Genomic DNA, 21,052 nt, shown 5'->3' on the forward strand with positions numbered 1-21,052 from the left:
CACGGATGTCGGCAATGGGAGGGTGGTATGGATAGCCTGGGCAGTATTTCGGTGTTTGTTCAGGTCGCCGAGACGCGCAGTTTTACTGAGGCTGGCCGGCTGCAAGGGGTGTCATCGTCGGCGGTGGGCAAAAGCATTGCGCGGCTGGAGGCGCGACTCGGCGTGCGGCTGTTTCAGCGCACCACTCGCAGTGTCACGCTGACCAGTGAAGGGGCGCTGTTTCTGGAGCGCTGTCGCAAAATTCTCGTGGAGGTCGAGGCGGCAGAGTTCGAGTTGTGTGACGCGGCTGCGAAACCCCATGGCAAGTTGCGCATCAGCCTGCCGCAGGTGCATGGTTTGGTGATGCCGGTGATGAACGAGTTCATGGCACTGTACCCGCTGATTGAACTTGATCTGGATTTGACCGATCGCATGGTCGATGTGGTTGAAGAAGGTTTCGACGCCGTGATCCGCACTGGCAAGCCACGGGATTCGCGATTGATGGCGCGAGCGTTGGGCGAATTTCACATGGTGCTGGTGGCCAGTCCGGCGTATCTGGCGCAACGCGGCGTGCCGCAGACGCCCGCCGATCTGGCGGATCACGCGTGCCTTCGGCATACGTTTCACGCCACCGGCAAACTGGAAACCTGGCCGCTGATCCGCGTGCCAGATGCCGCCGAGCCAGCGTTACCGACGCGGCTGGTCAGCACGTCGATCGAAGCGGTGGGGCATTCGGCGCTGGCCGGCATGGGCATTGCCTGTCTGCCGGATTTCATGACCCGCGAGGCCGAGGCACAAGGCCGCTTGCAGCGGGTGCTCGACGCGCATCTGGAACACACCGGACAGTTCTGGGTCCTATGGCCATCCAGTCGCCACGCCACGGCAAAGTTGCGCGTGTTCATCGATCATCTGGCATTGCGACTTTTTCCCGCAACTGAAGGTCGATAGAGTTGTAACTGCTTTAAGACACTAATCCATGCGCCGCGGGGGCGTGATCTGTTGCACAATACGCCCCGGACTGTTTTCTCTCAGGATGTTCAATGTTGATTTCCACTCCCATGCGTGTTGTCGGGTTGGCGCTGTTGTTGACCGCTGTTGCCGGCTGTTCGAAAGACAAGCCGATGTATGAGCATGAGAACTTCGATGACTCCGGTACGTTTTCGCGCAATTACCCGGTGACCGACGCGGTCAGCTGCGAAGCGGCGCGCCGTGCATTGCTTAGCCAGGGCTACATCATCACCAGCAGTGACCCGAAACTGGTCAGTGGCCACAAGAGCTTCCAGCAAACCGGCGACACCCACATGGAGATCAGCTTCAACGTGGTCTGCGCCGATGACGGCAGTGTCGGGCACCATGCGACGATGTTCGCCAACGCCTTGCAGGATCGTTATGCGCTGAAGAAGACCAACAACTCGGCCAGCCTCGGCGTGGGTGTGTTGGGCTCGGTGTCGATGCCGATCGGCTCCTCCGACGATTCGATGGTCAAAGTCGCCAGCGAGACGGTGACGGCACAGAAGTTCTACGAGCGTTTCTTTACCCTGGTCGAGCAGTTCCTGCCGACGGATGCGAAGAAAGCTGCGCACATTGAAGAGAAACCGAAGACTGACCTCGGCGTGCCTGAGGCGAAGGCTGCTCCGGCAGCGCTGGTGCCAGCGCCGACTCCAACGCCTGCGCCCGCCGCAACCCCGGCGCCTGCAGCGGAGCCCGCTCCCGCACCTGCCGAGACCGCACCGGTGACGTCTGAACCGGTTGCGCCACCGGCAGAGGCCGCGCCGATCACTCCGGCCCCTAGCGCAGAACCTGCACCGGCGACCGAAACCATCACGCCACCGGCCAATCCGGATATCCCGCCACCCTCCGAGCCGATTCCGGCGATGCCAGCGTCTGGCCAGTAATTCAGCCTCACCGCACACCCTGTGGGAGCGAGCCTGCTCGCGAAGACGGACTTTCAGTCACCTATGTGCTGAAGGGGCCGACGCCTTCGCGAGCAGGCTCGCTCCCACATTGCTTTCTGATGCACTTAAAATCTCGTTACATTCCCCTGACAAAAATCCTGCGATAAATTCCTGACCACCTGCTACGTTTTATTCATGAAGGCCGGTTTCACTTTTCCTTCATACGAGCACGTTAAGCTCGAGGCACTGGGCATTTGCTCAGGCCCATTCAAGAGAGCAGCAGGGGGATTACACGATGGATGAATATCAAGAAGAGCTGCTCGAATACCAAGCCTTTGAACTGGACCAACCCGAGCCAGCCGAAGACGCCACCGAGCTTTAACTTGCAGCTTGCAGCTTATGGCTCGCAGCTGCTTTCAGGCCGTCTTGCGGTGACTGCGGCGGAATTCGCCGGGCGTCTGACCGCTCCAGCGTTTGAAGGCGCGCTGGAACGCTTCGGCTGAAGCAAAACCCAGCAGGTAGGCGATTTCACCGAATGCCAGTTCGGTATCGCGGATGTAAGTCATCGCCAGGTCCCGACGAGTGTCATTGAGGATTGCGCGAAACTGCGTGCCTTCCTCGGCCAGTTTGCGCCGCAACGTCCAGGTCGGCAGCTTCAGGCGTGCCGCCACTTCTTCCAGGTCGGGTTCCCGGCCACCATTGAGCAATGGCCCCAACAGTTGAGTGATGCGTTCGCGCAGGCTGCGGGTGCGAGTCAATTGCTCCAGCTCGCGTTCACACAGTTGCAGCAGATGCCGCCAGGTACTCGGGCAATGCTCGGGATTGCGCTGTGCGAGGCTGTTCAGGCTCAGGCGCAGTTGATTGCCCTCGGCACCGAACTGGATCGGGCAGTCCCCCAGCAAGTCGTAAGCCTCGCGGTAATCCGGCGCTTCGAATTCGATTTCGATGCGTTCGGCGCGCAGCGGTTCGCGGCTGATACTGGAGAGCTGATGCAGCCATCCGGCAATGATCGAGTCCACGACAAAACGGTTATAGGCGTTGTACGGGCTGATCGAATAGAAACGCAGCCACGCGCCATGGGCATCTTCATGGAAACTGGACTGACCGCGATAGTTGGAACCGTACAAAGCCTCGAAACGGATCAGGCAGCGCGCGGCTTCTCGCACGGTCGGCGCTTGCGCAGCGGTGACGCCGGCCAGCCCGGCCTGACTCAGGCGACTGAGCTGGCCCATGCGCAGGCCCAGCGCCGAATCGCCAGTCAACTGAATCGCCGCGTGGCCCAGGCGCATATAGCGCGGAATCGACAAACGCGCCCCGGCCTCGGCCAGTCGCGCGGCGTCCAGACCATATTGCTCCAGCAGCGACTGCGGATCCGCCCCATGACTGCGCACGGCGTCGGCGAGGCTGTGGACGAAGCCTACCGACAGATCCCCAAGACGCATCGGCAGCGGCTTCATGGCTTACAACCAGATGTTCAGTAAGCGCGCGCCACGGGCCTCGCCATCGGCGAACTGCTGACCGTTGCTGCTGAGGAAGCTCTGACCGGAGCTGGCCTTGTCCCAGAACTGCCCGTGCAGGAACACACTGATGCCGGCAATCGCCCGACTGCTTGGCGGCTGAGCGGTCAGCGTCAACCGATGCCAAGCCTGTCCTTCGGTGACTTCACCGGGTTTGAGGCTGACCGATCCCGGTGTACTTGAACCTTTGTAGCCACGCCACGGTTGGTTCCACGCACCCTGACCGAGCACCTGTGCCGGCACCGCGACCAATTGCGCGTTTTGCTCGTCGAGTTGGCGATAGTTGTCCGGATACCAGCTGTCGCTGCCAATCAATACGCCAAGGCGCCCGGCCGGAGTATCGACCACGTTGAGCAAGTGTTTGTCTGCGGCTTCGATCACTTCACGTTGATCGAACACCGGGTGCATTTGCCGTTGCGGTTGGCCGAGCGGCACGCCGTCGCGACCGAACACCACGCTGCTGTTGAACAGCGCGCCGCTACCGGGCTTGAGCTGGCCGTCGCGAATGCTTGGCTCCGGCAGCACGATCGAACCCGCTACCAGCGTCACATGAAACTCTTTGGCCAGACCACCGAACAGTGCCTGGTAGTCCTTGGCCATCGCCTTGGACTTCATGCGCAGGTACGCGTCATTGAGGCGGTCGCTGCCGTTGGCGCTGAGCCAGGCGCGGGCGAACAGCAAGGGATTGCTCGCCGCCAGCCAGTTCATCGCCTCGGCGAGGGTCGGGGCCTGATACAGCTCGTCTTTCTCGCCGCTGAGCAGCAGCCAGGTGCCGACGTTCTCCGGCAGCACCACGACGGTTTTATCGTTCAGCAGGCCTTGATCCTGGGCTTGCTGCAGATAGGCTGCGAGTTTGCGGTGCAAGCGCTCGGTGCTTTGATAATCGGTGGGAAACAGCTCGGGCTGGATGCCCAGCAGATTGCCACGATCGGCGGGGATGCCCTGATCGATCGCCACTTTAATGCGTAAGTCCGACAGGTAATGGCCCGCCGGCCGGTCCGCCGCCCACATGGCGTAGGTGGTCAGGGCGGCGACGAGGGCCATGGAGAAAAACAGGTACAAAAGTTTGCGCATGAAAACCAACAGCTACCGGGTACAGGGTATGGCGACTAGGGTAGGGCCCATGGACCTGATTGCCAAGGGGTGCTGCGCATTTGGATCAATAAGTTGTCAGTTACGGTCATTGAGTGACAGCGATGCGACTCTTAGTCTGTCGAACATGACTGACGGGAGCCGCAGAGCGCCCGCAACTTTTCCGTGATTGCTCGCTGTGGAGTTACCGATGACCGCCGCTCATTACCCGCACCTGTTGGCCCCGCTGGATCTGGGATTCACCACGCTGCGCAACCGCACCCTGATGGGGTCGATGCACACAGGCCTTGAAGAAAAACCGGGCGGTTTCGAGCGCATGGCGGCGTACTTCGCCGAACGTGCCCGTGGCGGCGTTGGCCTGATGGTCACCGGTGGTATCGGCCCGAACGACGAGGGCGGCGTGTACTCCGGGGCGGCCAAGCTGACCACCGAGGAAGAAGCGCTCAAGCACCGCATCGTCACCCGCGCGGTGCACGACGCGGGCGGCAAGATTTGCATGCAGATTCTCCACGCCGGGCGTTATGCCTACAGCCCGAAGCAAGTCGCGCCAAGCGCGATTCAGGCACCAATCAACCCGTTCAAGCCCAAAGAACTGGACGAGGAAGGCATCGAGAAGCAGATCAGCGATTTCGTCACCTGTTCGGTACTGGCGCAAACCGCCGATTACGACGGTGTCGAGATCATGGGCTCGGAAGGTTATTTCATTAACCAGTTCCTCGCCGCGCACACCAACCACCGCACCGACCGTTGGGGCGGCAGCTACGAAAACCGTATGCGCCTGCCGGTGGAAATCGTTCGTCGCGTGCGCGAGGCGGTAGGCCCGAACTTCATCATCATTTTCCGTCTGTCGATGCTCGATCTGGTCGAGGGCGGCAGCACCTGGGACGAGATCGTTACCCTGGCCAAAGCCATCGAGCAGGCCGGCGCAACCATCATCAACACCGGCATCGGTTGGCACGAAGCGCGGATCCCGACCATCGCCACCAAAGTGCCGCGTGCGGCATTCAGCAAGGTCACGGCCAAGCTGCGCGGTTCGGTGAAGATTCCGCTGATCACCACCAACCGCATCAACACCCCGGAAATCGCCGAACAGATTCTGGCTGAAGGCGATGCCGACATGGTCTCGATGGCGCGGCCGTTCCTCGCCGACCCGGACTTCGTCAACAAGGCCGCTGAAGGCCGCGCTGACGAAATCAACACCTGCATCGGCTGCAACCAGGCGTGCCTCGATCACACCTTCGGCGGCAAGCTGACCAGTTGCCTGGTCAACCCGCGTGCTTGCCACGAAACCGAACTCAACTACCTGCCAGTGCAGCAGATCAAGAAGATTGCTGTGGTCGGTGCCGGCCCTGCCGGTTTGTCCGCCGCCACTGTGGCTGCCGAGCGCGGCCATCAGGTGACCTTGTTCGATTCGGCCAGTGAAATCGGCGGCCAGTTCAACATCGCCAAGCGCGTGCCGGGCAAGGAAGAGTTCTTTGAAACCCTGCGTTACTTCAAACGCAAGCTGCAGACCACCCACGTTGAGGTGTGCCTGAATACCCGCGTCGATGTGGCGAAACTGGTTGAAGGCGGTTACGACGAGATCATCCTCGCCACTGGCATTGCACCGCGCGTGCCGGCAATTCCGGGAGTCGAGAATGCCAAGGTGCTGAGCTACCTGGACGTGATCCTTGAGCGCAAGCCGGTCGGTAAACGCGTGGCGGTGATCGGCGCCGGCGGTATCGGTTTTGACGTCTCGGAATTCCTCGTTCACCAAGGCGTGGCCACCAGCCAGGATCGCGCCGCGTTCTGGAAAGAGTGGGGCATCGATACGCAACTGGAGGCCCGTGGGGGTGTGGCCGGGATCAAAGCCGCACCGCACGCGCCGGCCCGCGAAGTGTTTCTGTTGCAGCGCAAGAAAACCAAGGTCGGTGATGGCTTGGGTAAAACCACTGGCTGGATTCACCGTACCGGTCTGAAGAACAAACAGGTGCAGATGCTCAACAGCGTTGAATACCTGAGCATCGATGACCAAGGCTTGCACATTCGCATCGGTGAAACCGGTGAGCCGCAAGTGTTGGCGGTGGACAACATCGTGATTTGCGCGGGGCAGGATCCGCTGCGTGAATTGCATGACGGTCTGGTGGAAGCGGGGCAGAACGTGCACCTGATCGGTGGTGCCGATGTCGCGGCCGAGCTGGATGCCAAGCGCGCCATCAACCAAGGCTCGCGCCTGGCCGCTGAGCTATAAGCAACGCTGCTTGACCTGTGGGAACGAGCTTGCTCGCGAAGGCGTGGTGGCAGTCGACATATGTGTTGGCTGACACTCCGCTTTCGCGAGCAAGCTCGCTCCCACAGGATTTGTGCACACTGCGAACCTTGTGAGCCTGCTCGCGATGGCGGCTTGTGAGCGACTAGAATGCTGGCTCTGTCCAGATCGAATCGCCGCTCATGCTTTTGCCTCCCTCCGATTGGCTACCCCAAGCCCCCCTCGAACACCTTCACCTCGACTGGCTGACATCCGCCGGCATTGAAGTGGCCATCCTGCGCCTCGACCAGATCGACCCGCTGATCAGCGGCAACAAATGGTTCAAACTCGTTGAACACCTCAAAGCCGCCGACCGTATGGGGGCCGAGGGCATCATCAGTCTCGGTGGTGCGTACTCCAATCATCTGCACGCGTTGGCGGCGGCGGGGAAACGGCTGGGCTTCCAAACCGTGGGGCTGCTGCGCGGGCATGCGCAGGAAACTCCCACGGTGCTGGATCTGCAGGCGTTCGGCATGCAATTGCATTGGTTGGGTTATGGCGGTTATCGCGCGCGCAACGAGCCGGGATTCTGGCAACCCTGGCACGAGCAATACCCCAATCTGCAAGCGGTTCCCGAGGGTGGAGGTGAACTTGCAGGGGCGCTCGGTTGTGCAGCCATCAAGGATCAGGCGCAAGCGCAATTGCCTACGCTGGGCTGGAGCGACTATCACGGTTGGTGGCTGGCCTGCGGCACGGGGACGACACTCGCCGGGCTGGTCCTCGCCGAGGCGGGTGCGCACCGGGTCTATGGCGCGTTGGCAGTCCCTGAGGATCACGGCGTGGCGCCGCAGGTCGAGTCGATTGTGCGGTCAGCCGGACTGGCCACTGCCGACTATGAGTTGATCGATGCCAGCCGTGGCGGTTTTGCCAAGGTTGATCCGCTGCTGCTCGCGTTCATTGACCAGACCGAGCAGGCCAGCGGCGTCCCACTGGAGCCGCTGTACACCGGCAAGGCGTTGCTGGCGCTCAAGCAGCAGGTGGAGGCAGGCAGATTCGCGCCCGGCACGCGGCTGATCTTCATTCATACCGGAGGCCTGCAGGGCCGGCGTGGGTTTAGCGCCAGCCGCTGATATTCAACCGCGCTTGGGCATCATCCGCAGCAGCGTGTTATCGCCCACCACATAGTGGTGATAAATCCCCGCCAGTGCATGCAGGCCGATCAACCAGTAACCGATCGTGGCGATCAGCACATGCCAGTGTTCGACCTGCTTGGCGAAGGCTTTGTTTTCCGCCACCAACAGCGGCAGGTCAAAACCGTAGAACATCACCTGATGTCCTTCGGCGCTGGTGATCAGCCAGCCCAGGATCGGCATGCTGATCATGAACAGGTACAAGGCCCAGTGCATCAGCCGCGCCAGCACGGTTTGCCATTGCGGTGAGGCGGGGAAGATTTTTGGCGCCGGACCAATGCTGCGCGCGAGCAGGCGAAACCACACCAGCACAAACACGGTCAGGCCGAGCATGTAGTGCACTTCGCGGATCAGCGTGCGCCCGCCACTGCCTTTGGGAAACAGGCCGCGCAACTCCATGCTGGCGTACACCAGCACCAACAGGACCAGCATCAGCCAGTGCAACAGGACCGAGACGGTGCTGTAGCGGGATTCGGAACTTGTCCACGGCATACGGTGTTTCCTCACAGATCAGGGTTCAAACCTGCCGTTCTTGGCCGACGGCATGCTTTAACTGTAATCCGCTTTGGCGGATTTGCCTGAGGCTGATCGGACTTTCAATGCTCTGAATCGGGGCTTTGCCAATAAAAAACGCCAGTGTCGGCAAGACACTGGCGTTTTTCTTTGCAGCAAGCGGCAGGAATCAGCTCGATTGCGGCATCTCGCCGTTGGCCAGGCGCTTGTTGATGTCGGCAATCACTTCCGGCAAATCGGTGATGGTGTCGATCATGTAGTGCGGGCGCGAGCCTTCGAACAGCGCGTGAATGCGCTTGCGCTCGCTGGCCAGTTCATCGCTGCCCAAGGCACGGAACCCTTCGTAATCCAGACCCAGCGCATTGCCCGAGCAGATCAGTGCCACCGTCCACATCCCGGCGCGTCGACCTTCGAGGATGCCCGGCACGGTGTCATCGATCTTCACGCACGCTGCGACATCGTCGATGCCCAGCGCGATCACGTTGGCCAGCGCCTGAGCCGGCCACGGACGGCCATTTGGCACTTCGTCGGTGGCAACCACATGATCAGCGACGTAGCCGTTGCTGGCGGCGAGTTCGACGACCTTGTCCATCACCTGCTTCGGGTAGCCGGAACAGGAGCCGATCTTGATGCCTTGCTGACGCAGATTGGCGATGGTTTCCAGCGCGCCGGGAATCAGCGCCGAGTGTTCGGCGATCTTCTCGATCTGCAGCGGCATGAAGCGGTTGTAGACGGCGGTGACGTCATCGTCGGTCGGCGTGCGGCCGAACGCCTTGCGATAACGCTCGGCCACTTGCGGCTGATCGCAGAGGGTGCGGATGTGGTCCCACTTGCCCATGCCCATCGGGCCACGGGCTTCTTCGATGGAGACCTGCACGTCGAATTCGGCGAAGGCTTCGACGAAGATCTGCGTGGGTGCGAACGAGCCGAAATCGACCACGGTACCGGCCCAGTCGAGGATCGCGGCTTGCAGTTTGTTTGGATTGACGTAGTTCATGGCAATTAAATTCCTGAGTTGGCAATGCAATTCAAATGTAGGAGTGAGCCTGCTCGCGATAGCGGTTGATCATTCAACATCTTCGTCGACTGACACGGCCTCATCGCGAGCAGGCTCACTCCTACAGGGGATTGGTGGTGGGGCTTAGATTTCTAGCACTTCCATCTCACGCAGTACTTCGCCGATCGCTGCAACGGCCTGGCGCATTTCGCCCGGGCTGACGTGACCGATGCAGCCGACACGGAAGGTTTCGACCTGAGTCAATTTGCCCGGATAAAGGATGTAACCCTTGGCCTTGACGCGTTCGTAGAAATCCTTGAACTGGTAGCGCGGATCTTGCGGCGCATGGAACGTAGCAATGATCGGCGCTTGAATCGCCGCCGGCAGGAAGCTGCGCAAACCGAGTTTGCCCATCTCGTCCATCAGCGCCTGGCAGTTGGCGGCATAACGCGCATGGCGTGCCGGCAGGCCACCTTCTTCGTTATATTGCAGCAGCGCTTCATGCAGCGCCGCGACCACGTGGGTCGGCGGGGTGAAGCGCCATTGACCGGTTTTCATCATGTAAGCGTGCTGGTCATACAGGTCCATCGCCAGCGAGTGCGAATTGCCAGCGGCTGCGGCCAAAGACTCTTTGCGAGCGAAGACAAAACCCATCCCCGGCACGCCTTCCAGGCATTTGCCGGAAGCGGCGATCAGCGCGTCGAACGGCACTTGCTGCGCGTCCACCGGCAGAGCGCCAAAGGAACTCATGGCATCGATGATCAGGCGTTTGCCGTGTTGCGCGACGACTTGGGCAATCTCCGGCAGCGGATTGAGAATCCCGGTGCTGGTTTCGCAGTGAATCAGGGCGATGTGGGTAATATTGCTGTCGGCGCGCAGCAAGCGGTCGACGTCGGCGGCGGTAGTCGGTTCATCTTCAGCGGTTTCGAAGGTGCTGAACGAGCGACCGAGCACTTCGCAAATCTTCGCCAGACGCTTGCCGTAGGCGCCGTTGATCAGCACCAGGACTTTGCCGTCACGCGGCACCAATGTGCCGATGGCCGCTTCAACAGCGAAGGTGCCGCTGCCCTGTAAGGGTACGCAGTGGTGAGTCGCGGCGCCGTTGAGGATCGCCAGCAGTTGTTCGCAAAGGCTGGCGGTCAGTTGATTGAAGCGGTCATCCCATGACCCCCAGTCGACCATCATCGCCTGGCGGGTGCGGGCCGAAGTGGTCAACGGGCCGGGAGTGAGCAGGATGGGTTCGGCAATACTCATTCGTGTGTCCTCGGATAGCGCTGTGGGATGAAGCTACGGGGCATACGTTGCAATTCGCCGTTGCATCAATCAAATTGTTTGTTGTTATGTCAGCCATCAGTGAGAGTTATTCATGAACCTGTTCCAGCTCCGCGCCTTCGACGCCGTGGCCCGTGAAGGCAGCTTCACCCGTGCCGCCGCGCGCTTGTTCATCAGTCAGCCGGCGGTTACCGGGCACATCAAGGCGCTGGAAGAGCACTACCAGATCACCCTGTTGCGGCGCACCGCGCGACGGGTGGAACTGACCGAGGAGGGCACCAAACTCGCGGCGATCACCCGCGCGATGTTTGGCCTGGCGGAAGAGGCGCAGACGATGCTCGAGGCCAATCGGCAGTTGCTGACCGGGCGGCTGGAAGTGGCGGCGGACGGGCCGCACATGGTCATGCCAATGTTGGCGAGCCTGCGCGCGCGGTATCCGGGAATCACGGTGAACCTGCGCTTGGGCAATGCTCAGGAAACTCTCGCTGCATTGTTGTCGGAACACGCGGATGTGGCGGTGTTGACCGAGGTCGAACCGCGCAAAGGCCTGCATCTGCAGGCATTGAGCGAATCACGGATTTGCGCGTTGGTGCCGGCAGGGCACCCGTGGGCGATGCGCGCCGGGGAAGTGAAACTCAAGGAACTGGATCAGGTGATCATGGTGCTGCGCGAACCGAGTTCGATCACCCGGCGGACGTTTGATGACGCCTGTGCGCAGGCGTCGATCCATCCGCGGGTGTTGCTGGAACTTGATAGCCGTGAGGCGGTGACCGAAGCGGTGGCGGCCGAATTGGGTGTTGGCGTGGTGTCATCGGTGGAGGTCAGCCATGACCCGCGCGTGGTGGCGATTCCGATTGCCGGGGCAGGGCTGGTCAATCGGCACATGATCGGCTGCATGGAGCGGCGGCGGGAGTTGCGCCTGATTCAGGCGTTCTTTGGCCTGGCGCCCGCCTGATACACCATGGCGCCCCCTTCGCGAGCAGGCTCGCTCCCACATTTGGAATGCATAACCCCTGTGGGAGCGAGCTTGCTCGCGAAGAGGCCATCACGGTTCACACAAGACTCTGGCGCACCATATCGAGGAAGGTCGCCACCACCCGTCGATTGCTTTGCTCGCGCAAGCACACCAGCGTCTCCGTCAACCGTCGGGTGCAGTCGACAATCGGCAACGCGCACACCCGCGAATCGGCGCCAAATTCCGCCGCCGACACCACGCCAACGCCAATACCGACCACCACCGCCTCACGCGCTGCTTCCCGGCCCTCAACCTGAATCGCTGGGCGAATGCGAAATCCGGCCCGGGCCATTTCTTCTTCCAGCGTCTGCCGCGTCACCGAGCCGTGTTCACGCAACACCAGCGGCGTGTCATCCAGATCTGCCAGGCAGATCGATTCGCGCTCGGCCCACGGATGATGGCGCGACACGAACGCGACCATCGGATCATTGCGCAGCGGCACACACAGCAAGCGTTCATCACTGACATCGCGGCCAAGCAACGCCAGATCGGCCTGATAGTTGAACAGGCGAAATAACGATTCATCGGTGTTGCCGGTCTCGATCTTCACGCTGATCCCCGGATAGCGCTCGCAGAACCGCGCGATCTGCGGCAGCACGTGGACCGGCGCATCCACTGCCAGAATCAGGCTGCCGGTCTGCAGGGCCTGGGATTCCTGCAGCAATTCCTGCGCTTCGGCTTCAATCACGAACAGGCGCTGGGTGATCGCCAGCAAGCGCTCGCCCAGGTCGGTCAGGCGTACGGAACGTTTATTGCGGTGAAACAGCAAAACGCCAAAACGCTCTTCGAGTTTGCGCACTTGGTCGGATATCGCCGGTTGCGTGAGAAAAAGGCGCTCGGCGGCTTTGGTGAAGCTTCCATGCACAGCCACGGCGTGGAAGGCTTTGAGTTGGGCGTGGGACACCGACATGCAGTCACCTGATCGTTTAGTCAGTAACAAGCTGAGCTTATGTGTGAAATACGATAAATCGATTTTATTTATTAAACAGTAATTGCTTTGATCGGCTCACGCCATCGCTGACTGCCCGCTCGGGCCGCACGGTGGCCATGAGCCTGTGCGTGCAACAACAGGACTCATCTGACCGATATCGCCACAGGGACGGGGTGATATCGCAGTGCTCAACAATAAAAACACAGGCGTTTTTCTTAACGATTCTGCCGGCACACTCACACCCTGAGGTCAGAACCACCATGAACAAGCACATCGGCACCATTGCGCGTTGGCGCGTGCAGATTTTCGCGATCACCTGGCTTGCGTACGCCGCTTTCTATTTCACCCGCAAAGCGTTTTCGGTGGCCAAACTCGGCATCGCCGAAGACCCGACCTTCATGCTCGACAAGATGGCCATGGCCAACCTCGATGCGATCTACCTGGCGGCTTATGCCATCGGCCAGTTCACTTGGGGCATGCTCGCCGACCGCTTTGGCCCAAGGGTCGTGGTGCTCGGCGGTTTGCTGATTTCCGCCGCAGCGGCGCTGGTGATGGGCAGTTACGCGACGTTGCCTATCTTCGCCACCTGCATGTTGATACAGGGGTTGGCGCAGTCCACTGGATGGTCGGGGCTGTGCAAAAACCTCGGTAGTTTTTTCCCTTCCCAACAACGCGGGCGAGTGCTCGGGTTATGGAGTTCCTGCTACGCGTTTGGTGGTCTGGTAGCGTCGCCGTTCGCTGGCTGGTGGGCCTATACGCTGGTCGGCAGTTGGCACGCGGCGTTTATTTCCAGTGCGGTGGTGGTTGCCGTCGTGGCGGTGTTGTTCTTTATCTTCCAGCGCAACAAGCCGGAAGACGTCGGCTTGCCGGCGGTCGAGCCGGAACCTGAACTGACGGCGGAAGAAACCGCAGCCAACAGCAAGCTCAGCGTCTGGGAGCCCTTGAAGGAAATCCTGCGTAACCGCACGGTGCTGGTGTTGGGCCTGGCGTATTTCATGTTGAAACCGGCGCGTTACGCGATTCTGTTGTGGGGCCCGGTGATTGTCTTTGAACAGATGCCGAGTGTCGGCAAGGTCGGCGCGGCGATCATTCCCACCTCATTCGAACTGGCCGGGTTGCTCGGGCCGATCCTGATTGGCCTGGCCTCGGACAAACTGTTCGGTGCCCGGCGCATGCCGGCCTGCGTGTTGAGCTTGCTGGCGCTGACCGTGACGCTGGCGCTGTTTATGGCCGCGTTGCATACCGGCAGTGTGTTGCTGGTGGTCGCGCTGCTGTTCGTCATGGGGCTGACTTTGTATGGGCCGGACTCGATGATCAGCGGTGCCGCCGCGATCGACTTCGGCAAAGCCAAGGCCGGCGCCACGGCGGCCGGTTTCGTCAACGGCTGCGGCTCGGTTGGTGCGGTACTTGGCGGTTTGCTGCCGGGTTACTTCGACTCGGTGACGGTGTTCATCGTCTTCGCCGGTTGCGCGCTGTTCTCGGCGCTGGTGCTGATTCCGCACTGGAACAGCCGCCCGGTTGGCGTGATGGAGCCGCGCGCCTCGATCCCCAATTGTCCGCTGACGATCAAACCCCTGCGTTCCTGAAACCCTTTGCCTCGCGGCCTGCTGCGGCGCTCGCGGCAGGCTGGGTCGTGGCCATCTGACTGGAGAAACCCCATGAGACCGTTTTGGCTGGAGCAGGCCTTGCAGGCCGACACCTCGCAAACCTGCCCGCCGTTGCAAGGCGAAGTCCGCACTGATGTGTGCATTGTCGGCGGCGGCTATACCGGGTTGTGGACGGCGATCATGCTCAAGCAACAAAACTCCGAACTCGATGTCTTGCTGATCGAAGCGGACATCTGCGGCGCCGGCGCCAGCGGGCGCAACGGTGGTTGTGCGCTGTCGTGGTCGGCGAAGTATTTCACCCTTGAACGCTTGTTTGGCGTCGAGGAAGCAGTGCGCCTGGTCAAGGAATCGGAGCGCAGTATCCACGCGATTGGCGAGTTCTGTGAGCAGTACGGCGTCGATGCCGATTATCGGCTCGACGGCACGCTGTACACCGCGACCAACCGCGCGCAAGTCGGCTCGACCGACGCGGTGATCGCCGCACTGGAGCGCAACGGCATAAATTCGTTCACCCAGCGTCCGCTGGCCGATGTGCAGCGCATGGCCGGTTCGAACAAGCATCTGGAAGGCTGGTTCTCGCCGGCAGCGGCCAGCGTGCAACCGGGCAAACTGGTGCGTGGCTTGCGTCGCGTGGCGTTGCAGTTGGGTGTGAAGATTCACGAAAACACGGCAATGACCGGGCTGGAAGAAGGGCGCCCGGCACGCCTGCAAACACCGAACGGCAGCATTGTTGCCGATCGCGTGGTGCTGGCGATGAATGCGTGGATGGCCCGTGCCTTTCCACAGTTCGAACGTAGCGTGGCGATTGTTTCCAGCGACATGCTGATCACCGAGCCGCGCCCGGATCTGTTGCAGGAGATCGGCCTGACCAGCGGGGTCACTGTGCTCGATTCGCGGATTTTCGTGCACTACTACCACAACACCCCGGACGGCCGGATCATGCTCGGCAAGGGTGGCAACACCTTCGCGTTTGGCGGGCGCATGCTGCCGGTGTTCGATCAGCCATCGCCTTATGCCGGCCTGCTGAAAAACAGCCTCGCCGACTTCTTCCCGGCGTTTGCCGATGTCAAAGTCGATGCCACCTGGAACGGCCCGTCGGATCGCTCGGTCACCGGTTTGCCGTTCTTCGGCCAGATGAGCAGCGCCGGCAATGTGTTTTACGGCTTCGGCTATTCCGGCAGTGGCGTCGGCCCGTGCCACATGGGCGGGCAGATTCTTGCTTCGCTGGTGCAAGGCCTGGACAACCCGTGGACGCGTTCGCCGCTGGTCAACGGGCCGCTGGGTTATTTCCCGCCGGAGCCAATCCGCTACCTCGGTTCGTTGATGGTGCGCAACGCCATCCGCCGCAAGGAGCGCGCCGAGGATCACGGGCGGCGTCCTCGGCATCTGGATGTGCGTCTGGCGAAATTCGCTGCGGCGGCGGGCAAGGCTGACAAAGCCTGAAGCACGGCGTGTTGATGCAGGAGCTGCCGCAGACTGCGATCTTTCGATCTTGTTTTTAAGATCAAAATCAAAAGATCGCAGCCTGCGGCAGCTCCTGCAAAGGGATCAGCGTGCGCCGCTGTCGAGTAGCCAGTCGAGCAATAGGCTGTCACGTGCGGGTGGTTCGCGAGGTGTGGGCTTGCGTGAGTTGCCCAGACACAGAATCGGCCGGTCGGGGTCGCTGTCAAGGAAACTCACCCACACTTCGCTGCCAGCGCAGGGCAGTTCCTCCCGTGCCACTCGGCCATTGGCGCGAGTCATCGCGATGGGCAGCCAGATCGCGTGGTCATCAAGGGTTTGCAGATGTTCCGAGGGCCACAGCCTGACGGCGACCCGCCCCTGTTCATCGAGCTGCGCCGGTTGCCCGGCAGGTCCGAGCACCAGCCCCAGGTGATAACCGGCAATGCCTGGACGCGGTTGGTTGAGCGCCGGGCGAAAATCGCTTGACCAGGGCTGGGCGGTAAATTCGTTTTCGTAGCGGTGCAGGGGTGGGGTCGGGTCAAGAATCGACGGATGTTGCCCGTGATGACGTATCGATGTGAGCCGCCATTGTTCGTTGAAGTGGCTGACCGGATGCGCCGACACTTGCAGCAGTTGTCCACTGAGCAAGCCGATCCGGTCGCTGCGACCGTTGATCGTGCGATGCTGGCAGCGTTGCCGTTCCAGATGTCGACGGCTGCGTTGTTCGTGGTGTCGTTGTTCGAGGGAAGATGCCTGCGGCAGGGGATTTGCCGTGATGTGGTTGGCGGCCTCGTCACTGATCGCCCGCTGCCCTCGGTTACGCACGGCATGCAGCGTGGCGACGGGCGCGGCGTGATGATGCTGGTACAGCGAAGTGATGCAGGGAGAAGGCGTTTGCTCACAGGCCTTGAACGGAACCAGTACCGGCGTTTGCGGCAGACTGAGGCTGTCATCGGCAAACACGACAACGTGTCCGTCCATCCGGTGTTCAAAGTGATAGTGAATGCCTTCCTCTTCGCAAAGTCTGTGCAGCAGCGCCAGATCACTTTCTTCGTACTGGATGCAAAAAGGTCGGATCGGGTAGCGGCCGACGGTCATTTCAATCCGGTAGCCGTCGGCGGGCAGGGCATTTTCCGTGAGCAGTTGCTGGAGAATCTGCGGCACACTCTGTTGCACGAACACTCGCCGTTTGCTCGGCTGAGCCAGCCTGTGCAAGCGCGGCACGACCGTCACGCGATAGCCGATCCGGTGCGTACCGCGATGTTCGCAACTGGCACTGTCGATCACGCCGTGGATTCCATGATGGTCGTCCAGACGCAGAAAGGCCCGTTGGTGCAGGAATGTGCCCGGCGCCACGGCGGGGGCCAAACCGATCAGTTCGATGTCGAAACGGTAGGGCTGGTTGAGCGCTTCCTCGCCGTGAAAACGCACCACCGGCAGGCACAGACCGCTGTCGGTCAGGGTCAGGGTAAAAGGACTTTCCTTGTCATTGAGCATTCGAACAGGCTCTGTCAGGCAATACGGGCCTGAGAGGGTACGAAACCGCAGCGTTGAATGGTCATGTCAAAGGCGTTTTTCAGAATTCCCCTACAAGCTCTGGTGAAGATGTCGATTCCACATTGCGTTTTTTTGGTCGATTGCCGACTTTAGGCCGTATAAACTTGGCGCCACGCGTCGGCCAATAGATGTCTCGGCGCCACAGATCAAGAGAGTGAGTAATGGGCGCACAGTGGAAGGTTAAACACAAAGAAGCGGCATCCAACGCCAAGGGCAAGATCTTCGGCAAACTGGTGAAGGAAATCACCATCGCTGCCCGCAACGGTGCCGATACCGCCACCAACGCACACCTGCGTCTGGTGGTCGAACAGGCCAAGAAAGCCTCGATGCCAAAAGAAACCCTCGATCGCGCGATCAAGAAAGGCGCCGGTCTGCTCGGTGAAACCGTGCAATACCATCGCGTGACCTACGAAGGGTTCGCCCCGCACCAGGTGCCGCTGATCGTCGAGTGCGTGACCGACAACATCAACCGTACCGTCGCCGAAATCCGCGTGGCGTTCCGTAAAGGCCAACTGGGGGCTTCCGGCTCCGTGGCCTGGGACTTCAACCACGTCGGCATGATCGAAGCCTCGCCGGACACCCCGGACGCCGATGCGGAAATGGCCGCGATCGAAGCCGGTGCTCAGGATTTCGAGCCGGGCGAAGACGGCGCAACGCTGTTCCTGACCGACCCTACCGACCTGGATTCGGTGCAGAAAGCGTTGCCAGAGCAGGGTTTCACCGTGCTGTCGGCCAAGCTCGGCTACCAGCCGAAGAACCCGGTCAGCGGTTTGAGTGACGAGCAGATGGCTGAAGTTGAAGCGTTCCTCGAAGGCCTCGACAACCATGATGACGTGCAGGACATGTTTGTCGGCCTGGCGGGCTGATCGGCTGCGTCAGTGATGGCCACATCGCGAGCAGGCGCAGGCCTACAGGCCAGAGGTGAACACATCATTTGTGATCACCACCGTCCACTGTAGGCGTGAGCCTGCTCGCGATTGACCGCGCAGCGGTCACAGATTCTCAAGCTGCCGCATGACCTCAGCAAACCCCGGTCGCGCCAGCACATCCGCCTGACAGCAACGCCGCTCCAGCTCTTCAAGCACCGCACGCAGTTCATCACTCAACCCCGAGTCGACGCGCGCCAGCAACTCACCCAGCAGAATCCCGAACGCGCGCACTTCGATGCGTTGCAACGCGCGCGTTTCCAGCGTGTCGTCGACAGCATGGAACGACGCCCCGCCAAAATCCCCGAGCAGGCAATCGCCGCGCTCGTTCAACAGAATGTTGTGTCCGTAGAGATCGCCGTGGGTGATGCCTTGCTGATGCAAGTGTTCGGCTGCCGAAGCGATGCCTTTGGCAATGTTCAGCGCGACCTCGGCACTGAACCGGCAATCATCGGCATACACATCCCGCGAGCAGGACGCCAGGCTGGGCAGGTCGGCGAGGTTGTGGAAGGACGGATCGATCAATTGCATCACCAATCCTTGCTGGCCGTCGGGATGGCCACTGATGCGTCCCTCGACGCGGATCAGATTGGGATGCAGACCGGCGGTGATACACGCATTCATTTCGTGCAGCGGCGAGCCGTCGCTGGTCATTTCACCTTTGTACAACTTCACCGCAACCGGTATCACCGAACCATCGTCGCGTTGCCAGTTCGCCCGGGAAATCACCCCCGAAGCGCCTTCGCCCAGGCGTTGCTCCAGACTTAGCGCAGACCAGGGGATCTGTGCCGTCGCGTCGAGCGCGGCAGGGTCCGCCTCGGTTTCCAGCGGATTACCGGCGTAGGCCAGCCAGGTCAGGCTCGGCAGCGCGAGCAGCCACTGCGGCAGCTCGGTCAGGCGGTTGGCAGAGATGCGTAACAGCTCCAGACGATGGCAGTTGCTCAACGAGGGTGGCAGCGCTTGCAGACGGTTGCCGGACAGCATGAGCTTTTGCAGGGCAGGGCGCTCACCGAGTTCGCTCGGCAGGCTTTCAAGGCAGTTGTCGGTCAGGATCAGCCAGCGCAGCTGTGGTGGCAGGGCTGCAGCGGGTACGTTGACGATGCGATTGGCTCTGAAGCCGATCATCGTCAGCGCCGCGCACTGGCCGAGGCAGGCGGGCAGTTCGGTAAACGGGTTGTCGGAGCAGAACAGCACCCGCAGGCGCGTCAGACGGTGCAAGTCATCCGGCAGGCGGCTCAGGGCGTTGCCGCTGAGATTGAGGATTTCCAGGGTGTCGGCCAGATCGAAAATCTCGCGCGGGAATTCGGTCAGGCCACAAGACAGATCCAGTCGAGTGATGCCCGACAACTCGCCGGCGCGCAATTGAGCAAGGGTGTGCATGTTTGGTGTTCGCTATTGATCAGGGGCGCGCCGCTGGGGCGCCGGGAATGGGCGACATGATAACGGCAAAGCGGGTTCCGGGCTTGAGCGGAATGCTGCAAGCGCCATGGAACCATGTGGGAGCGAGCTTGCTCGCGAAGGCGGAGTGTCAGCCGCTGAGATGTGACTGACAGGGCGTTTTCGCGAGCAGGCTCGCTCCCACAGGGCCGGCGTGCTCAGTCGCTGTTGTGTATCTCTTGCAACTGTCCCAACCGACTGCGCGTGCGCGCCAGGTCAATGGCATTGCCATCCAGGCTAGCGCACAAGGGCAAACGACCGAGTAGCGTCAGGTGCTTGTCCTGGTCGTACAACACGTCGATCAGGTTGATGAAGCGTTGTTGCGCGGCGATCGAGCACTCCGCCAGTTCCGGCAGATCATCGATGATCCAGCGGTCGAAACGGCGACACAGTTCCAGATAATCCATCACCGCCGTTGGCTGTTCGCACAGATCGTTGAAGGTAAAACCGATCTGCCGATTCTCAAAAAAACGCGCCTGAAACTGCCGGGTTCCGACCGTTAGCGCAACGGCCGGTGCCTCTGCAGGTGGCAGATCCAGGGCCGTGCGTTGAGCTGGCGTGGCCGGCCACACGTAATGTCCCTGGGTGAATATCTGGTGTGCAGAGTGACGCGTCTGGCTGCGGTAATCGTGCGGGCCGCCGACTTCCATCACCTGCATGTGCGTATTGATCAGTTCGATCACCGGTTTGAAGCGGGCGTGATAAAGCGGATTGGGCAGCAAACCCTCAGGCGCATAGTTGGAGGTCACCAGCAGCAGAATCCGTCGTTTGAACAACGCCTTGAACAGCCGGGTGATAAGCATGGCATCGCCGATGTCATGCACATGAAACTCGTCGAAACACAGCACCCGACAATCTTGCAGCAGTTCGTCGAGGGTCACTTCGAGGGCATCGTCCTGCAGGCGATGGCTGAACATGCCCTGATGCAATTGCGCGAAAAACTGATGGAAATGCAAGCGTCGTTTCTGAGTGATCGGCAGCGCCTGGAAGAAGCCGTCGAGCAGCCAGCTCTTGCCACGCCCGACGGCGCCGAACAGATACAGGCTTGGCGCGGTTCGGCTGTTGGCGCCCAACAGCAGACTGGCCTGCTGCGCCATGCACTCGATGACGCGCTGCTGGCTGTGGCTGAGGGTGTAGCCCTGACCGCTGGCCTTGTGTCGGAAGTAATCGCGGATCGACTGGGCGCTGGCGTCATGCCCGGCGCCGGCCGGCAAACCCTTGCCGAACCAGCGGCGCAACGCCGGCCAGCGCTGGATCAGTCGCGATCGTTTCGGCGGGTGGGCAGGCACTGTCGGCGTCTCCGTGTTCGTCAAAACCGGCTCCCGGGAGCGCGGCGATGTAGTGTAACCAGACGTCGAGATGACCAGCCACCGCGACGTGTCGACAATGGGCGGTTATTGAACAAATTTGTGCGGCACGTACAGCCATTTCTAGCGACATGGCTCGCCCCGTTG

The 21,052-nt window shown here is 61.1% G+C and carries 17 protein-coding genes; 8 read left to right on the forward strand and 9 right to left on the reverse strand.

Annotated elements, in window-relative coordinates; genetic code table 11:
- Positions 1-27: 27 nt before the first annotated feature.
- Positions 28-927 carry a LysR family transcriptional regulator gene (locus H8F23_RS20620; RefSeq protein ID WP_194935597.1) on the forward strand — a complete coding sequence of 300 codons (900 nt, stop codon included), beginning with the start codon at positions 28-30 and terminating at the stop codon, positions 925-927.
- A 92-nt stretch (positions 928-1,019) separates the two neighbouring features.
- A complete protein-coding gene (locus H8F23_RS20625) occupies positions 1,020-1,874 on the forward strand; it encodes a DUF2242 domain-containing protein (RefSeq protein WP_194935598.1) in 855 nt (284 codons plus the stop codon).
- A gap of 416 nt (positions 1,875-2,290) precedes the next feature.
- On the opposite strand, the gene H8F23_RS20630 is transcribed toward H8F23_RS20625, so the two are convergent.
- Together H8F23_RS20630 and H8F23_RS20635 are read right to left on the reverse strand one after the other, a co-directional pair.
- Positions 2,291-3,331 (reverse strand): AraC family transcriptional regulator, encoded by a 1,041-nt coding sequence (locus H8F23_RS20630; protein WP_194935599.1) that lies wholly within the window; start codon positions 3,329-3,331, stop codon positions 2,291-2,293.
- 3 nt (positions 3,332-3,334) lie between these two features.
- Positions 3,335-4,465 (reverse strand): carbon-nitrogen hydrolase family protein, encoded by a 1,131-nt coding sequence (locus H8F23_RS20635; protein WP_194935600.1) that lies wholly within the window; start codon positions 4,463-4,465, stop codon positions 3,335-3,337.
- A gap of 208 nt (positions 4,466-4,673) precedes the next feature.
- On the opposite strand from H8F23_RS20635, the gene H8F23_RS20640 reads away from it, so the two are divergent.
- Together H8F23_RS20640 and H8F23_RS20645 are read left to right on the forward strand one after the other, a co-directional pair.
- Positions 4,674-6,713 (forward strand): NADPH-dependent 2,4-dienoyl-CoA reductase, encoded by a 2,040-nt coding sequence (locus H8F23_RS20640; RefSeq protein ID WP_194935601.1) that lies wholly within the window; start codon positions 4,674-4,676, stop codon positions 6,711-6,713.
- Between the two features lie 200 nt (positions 6,714-6,913).
- Positions 6,914-7,840, forward strand: a complete 927-nt coding sequence (locus tag H8F23_RS20645) for a 1-aminocyclopropane-1-carboxylate deaminase/D-cysteine desulfhydrase (protein ID WP_194935602.1) — start codon at positions 6,914-6,916, stop codon at positions 7,838-7,840.
- Between the two features lie 3 nt (positions 7,841-7,843).
- Here the strand turns inward: H8F23_RS20645 and H8F23_RS20650 are convergent, their stop codons facing one another.
- From H8F23_RS20650 to H8F23_RS20660, 3 genes are all read right to left on the reverse strand, one after another.
- Entirely contained in the window at positions 7,844-8,392 is a 549-nt protein-coding gene (locus H8F23_RS20650) for a cytochrome b (RefSeq protein ID WP_093434069.1), read from the reverse strand.
- Positions 8,393-8,582: 190 nt separating this feature from the next.
- Entirely contained in the window at positions 8,583-9,410 is an 828-nt protein-coding gene (gene phnX / locus H8F23_RS20655) for a phosphonoacetaldehyde hydrolase (RefSeq protein ID WP_194935603.1), read from the reverse strand.
- A 144-nt stretch (positions 9,411-9,554) separates the two neighbouring features.
- The gene (locus tag H8F23_RS20660; protein WP_194935604.1) at positions 9,555-10,664 is read right to left on the reverse strand and encodes a 2-aminoethylphosphonate--pyruvate transaminase; all 1,110 of its coding nucleotides are present in this window, start codon (positions 10,662-10,664) and stop codon (positions 9,555-9,557) included.
- A gap of 112 nt (positions 10,665-10,776) precedes the next feature.
- On the opposite strand from H8F23_RS20660, the gene H8F23_RS20665 reads away from it, so the two are divergent.
- Complete coding sequence (locus H8F23_RS20665; protein ID WP_116256038.1) at positions 10,777-11,637, forward strand: LysR substrate-binding domain-containing protein; 861 nt, start codon at positions 10,777-10,779, stop codon at positions 11,635-11,637.
- Between the two features lie 97 nt (positions 11,638-11,734).
- Here H8F23_RS20665 and H8F23_RS20670 read toward each other — a convergent pair whose 3' ends face one another.
- A complete protein-coding gene (locus H8F23_RS20670) occupies positions 11,735-12,607 on the reverse strand; it encodes a LysR family transcriptional regulator (RefSeq protein ID WP_093434080.1) in 873 nt (290 codons plus the stop codon).
- A 281-nt stretch (positions 12,608-12,888) separates the two neighbouring features.
- On the opposite strand from H8F23_RS20670, the gene H8F23_RS20675 reads away from it, so the two are divergent.
- Both H8F23_RS20675 and H8F23_RS20680 read left to right on the forward strand, forming a co-directional pair.
- Entirely contained in the window at positions 12,889-14,214 is a 1,326-nt protein-coding gene (locus H8F23_RS20675) for an MFS transporter (RefSeq protein WP_194935605.1), read from the forward strand.
- 72 nt (positions 14,215-14,286) lie between these two features.
- On the forward strand, positions 14,287-15,678 hold the full coding sequence (locus H8F23_RS20680) for an FAD-dependent oxidoreductase (protein ID WP_194935606.1): 1,392 nt from the start codon (positions 14,287-14,289) through the stop codon (positions 15,676-15,678).
- A gap of 105 nt (positions 15,679-15,783) precedes the next feature.
- Here H8F23_RS20680 and H8F23_RS20685 read toward each other — a convergent pair whose 3' ends face one another.
- The gene (locus H8F23_RS20685; RefSeq protein ID WP_194935607.1) at positions 15,784-17,175 is read right to left on the reverse strand and encodes a type VI secretion system Vgr family protein; all 1,392 of its coding nucleotides are present in this window, start codon (positions 17,173-17,175) and stop codon (positions 15,784-15,786) included.
- Positions 17,176-17,396: 221 nt separating this feature from the next.
- Between H8F23_RS20685 and H8F23_RS20690 the strand changes: the two genes are divergently transcribed.
- Positions 17,397-18,101: a YebC/PmpR family DNA-binding transcriptional regulator gene (locus tag H8F23_RS20690; protein WP_194935608.1), complete on the forward strand. Its 705-nt coding sequence runs from the start codon at positions 17,397-17,399 to the stop codon at positions 18,099-18,101.
- Between the two features lie 126 nt (positions 18,102-18,227).
- Here the strand turns inward: H8F23_RS20690 and H8F23_RS20695 are convergent, their stop codons facing one another.
- Positions 18,228-19,541, reverse strand: a complete 1,314-nt coding sequence (locus H8F23_RS20695; protein ID WP_194935609.1) for a leucine-rich repeat-containing protein kinase family protein — start codon at positions 19,539-19,541, stop codon at positions 18,228-18,230.
- A gap of 215 nt (positions 19,542-19,756) precedes the next feature.
- Entirely contained in the window at positions 19,757-20,887 is a 1,131-nt protein-coding gene (zapE, locus tag H8F23_RS20700) for a cell division protein ZapE (protein WP_194935610.1), read from the reverse strand.
- Between the last annotated feature and the right edge of the window lie 165 nt (positions 20,888-21,052).

The organism is Pseudomonas neuropathica (genome assembly GCF_015461835.1).
Classification (GTDB): domain Bacteria; phylum Pseudomonadota; class Gammaproteobacteria; order Pseudomonadales; family Pseudomonadaceae; genus Aquipseudomonas; species Aquipseudomonas neuropathica.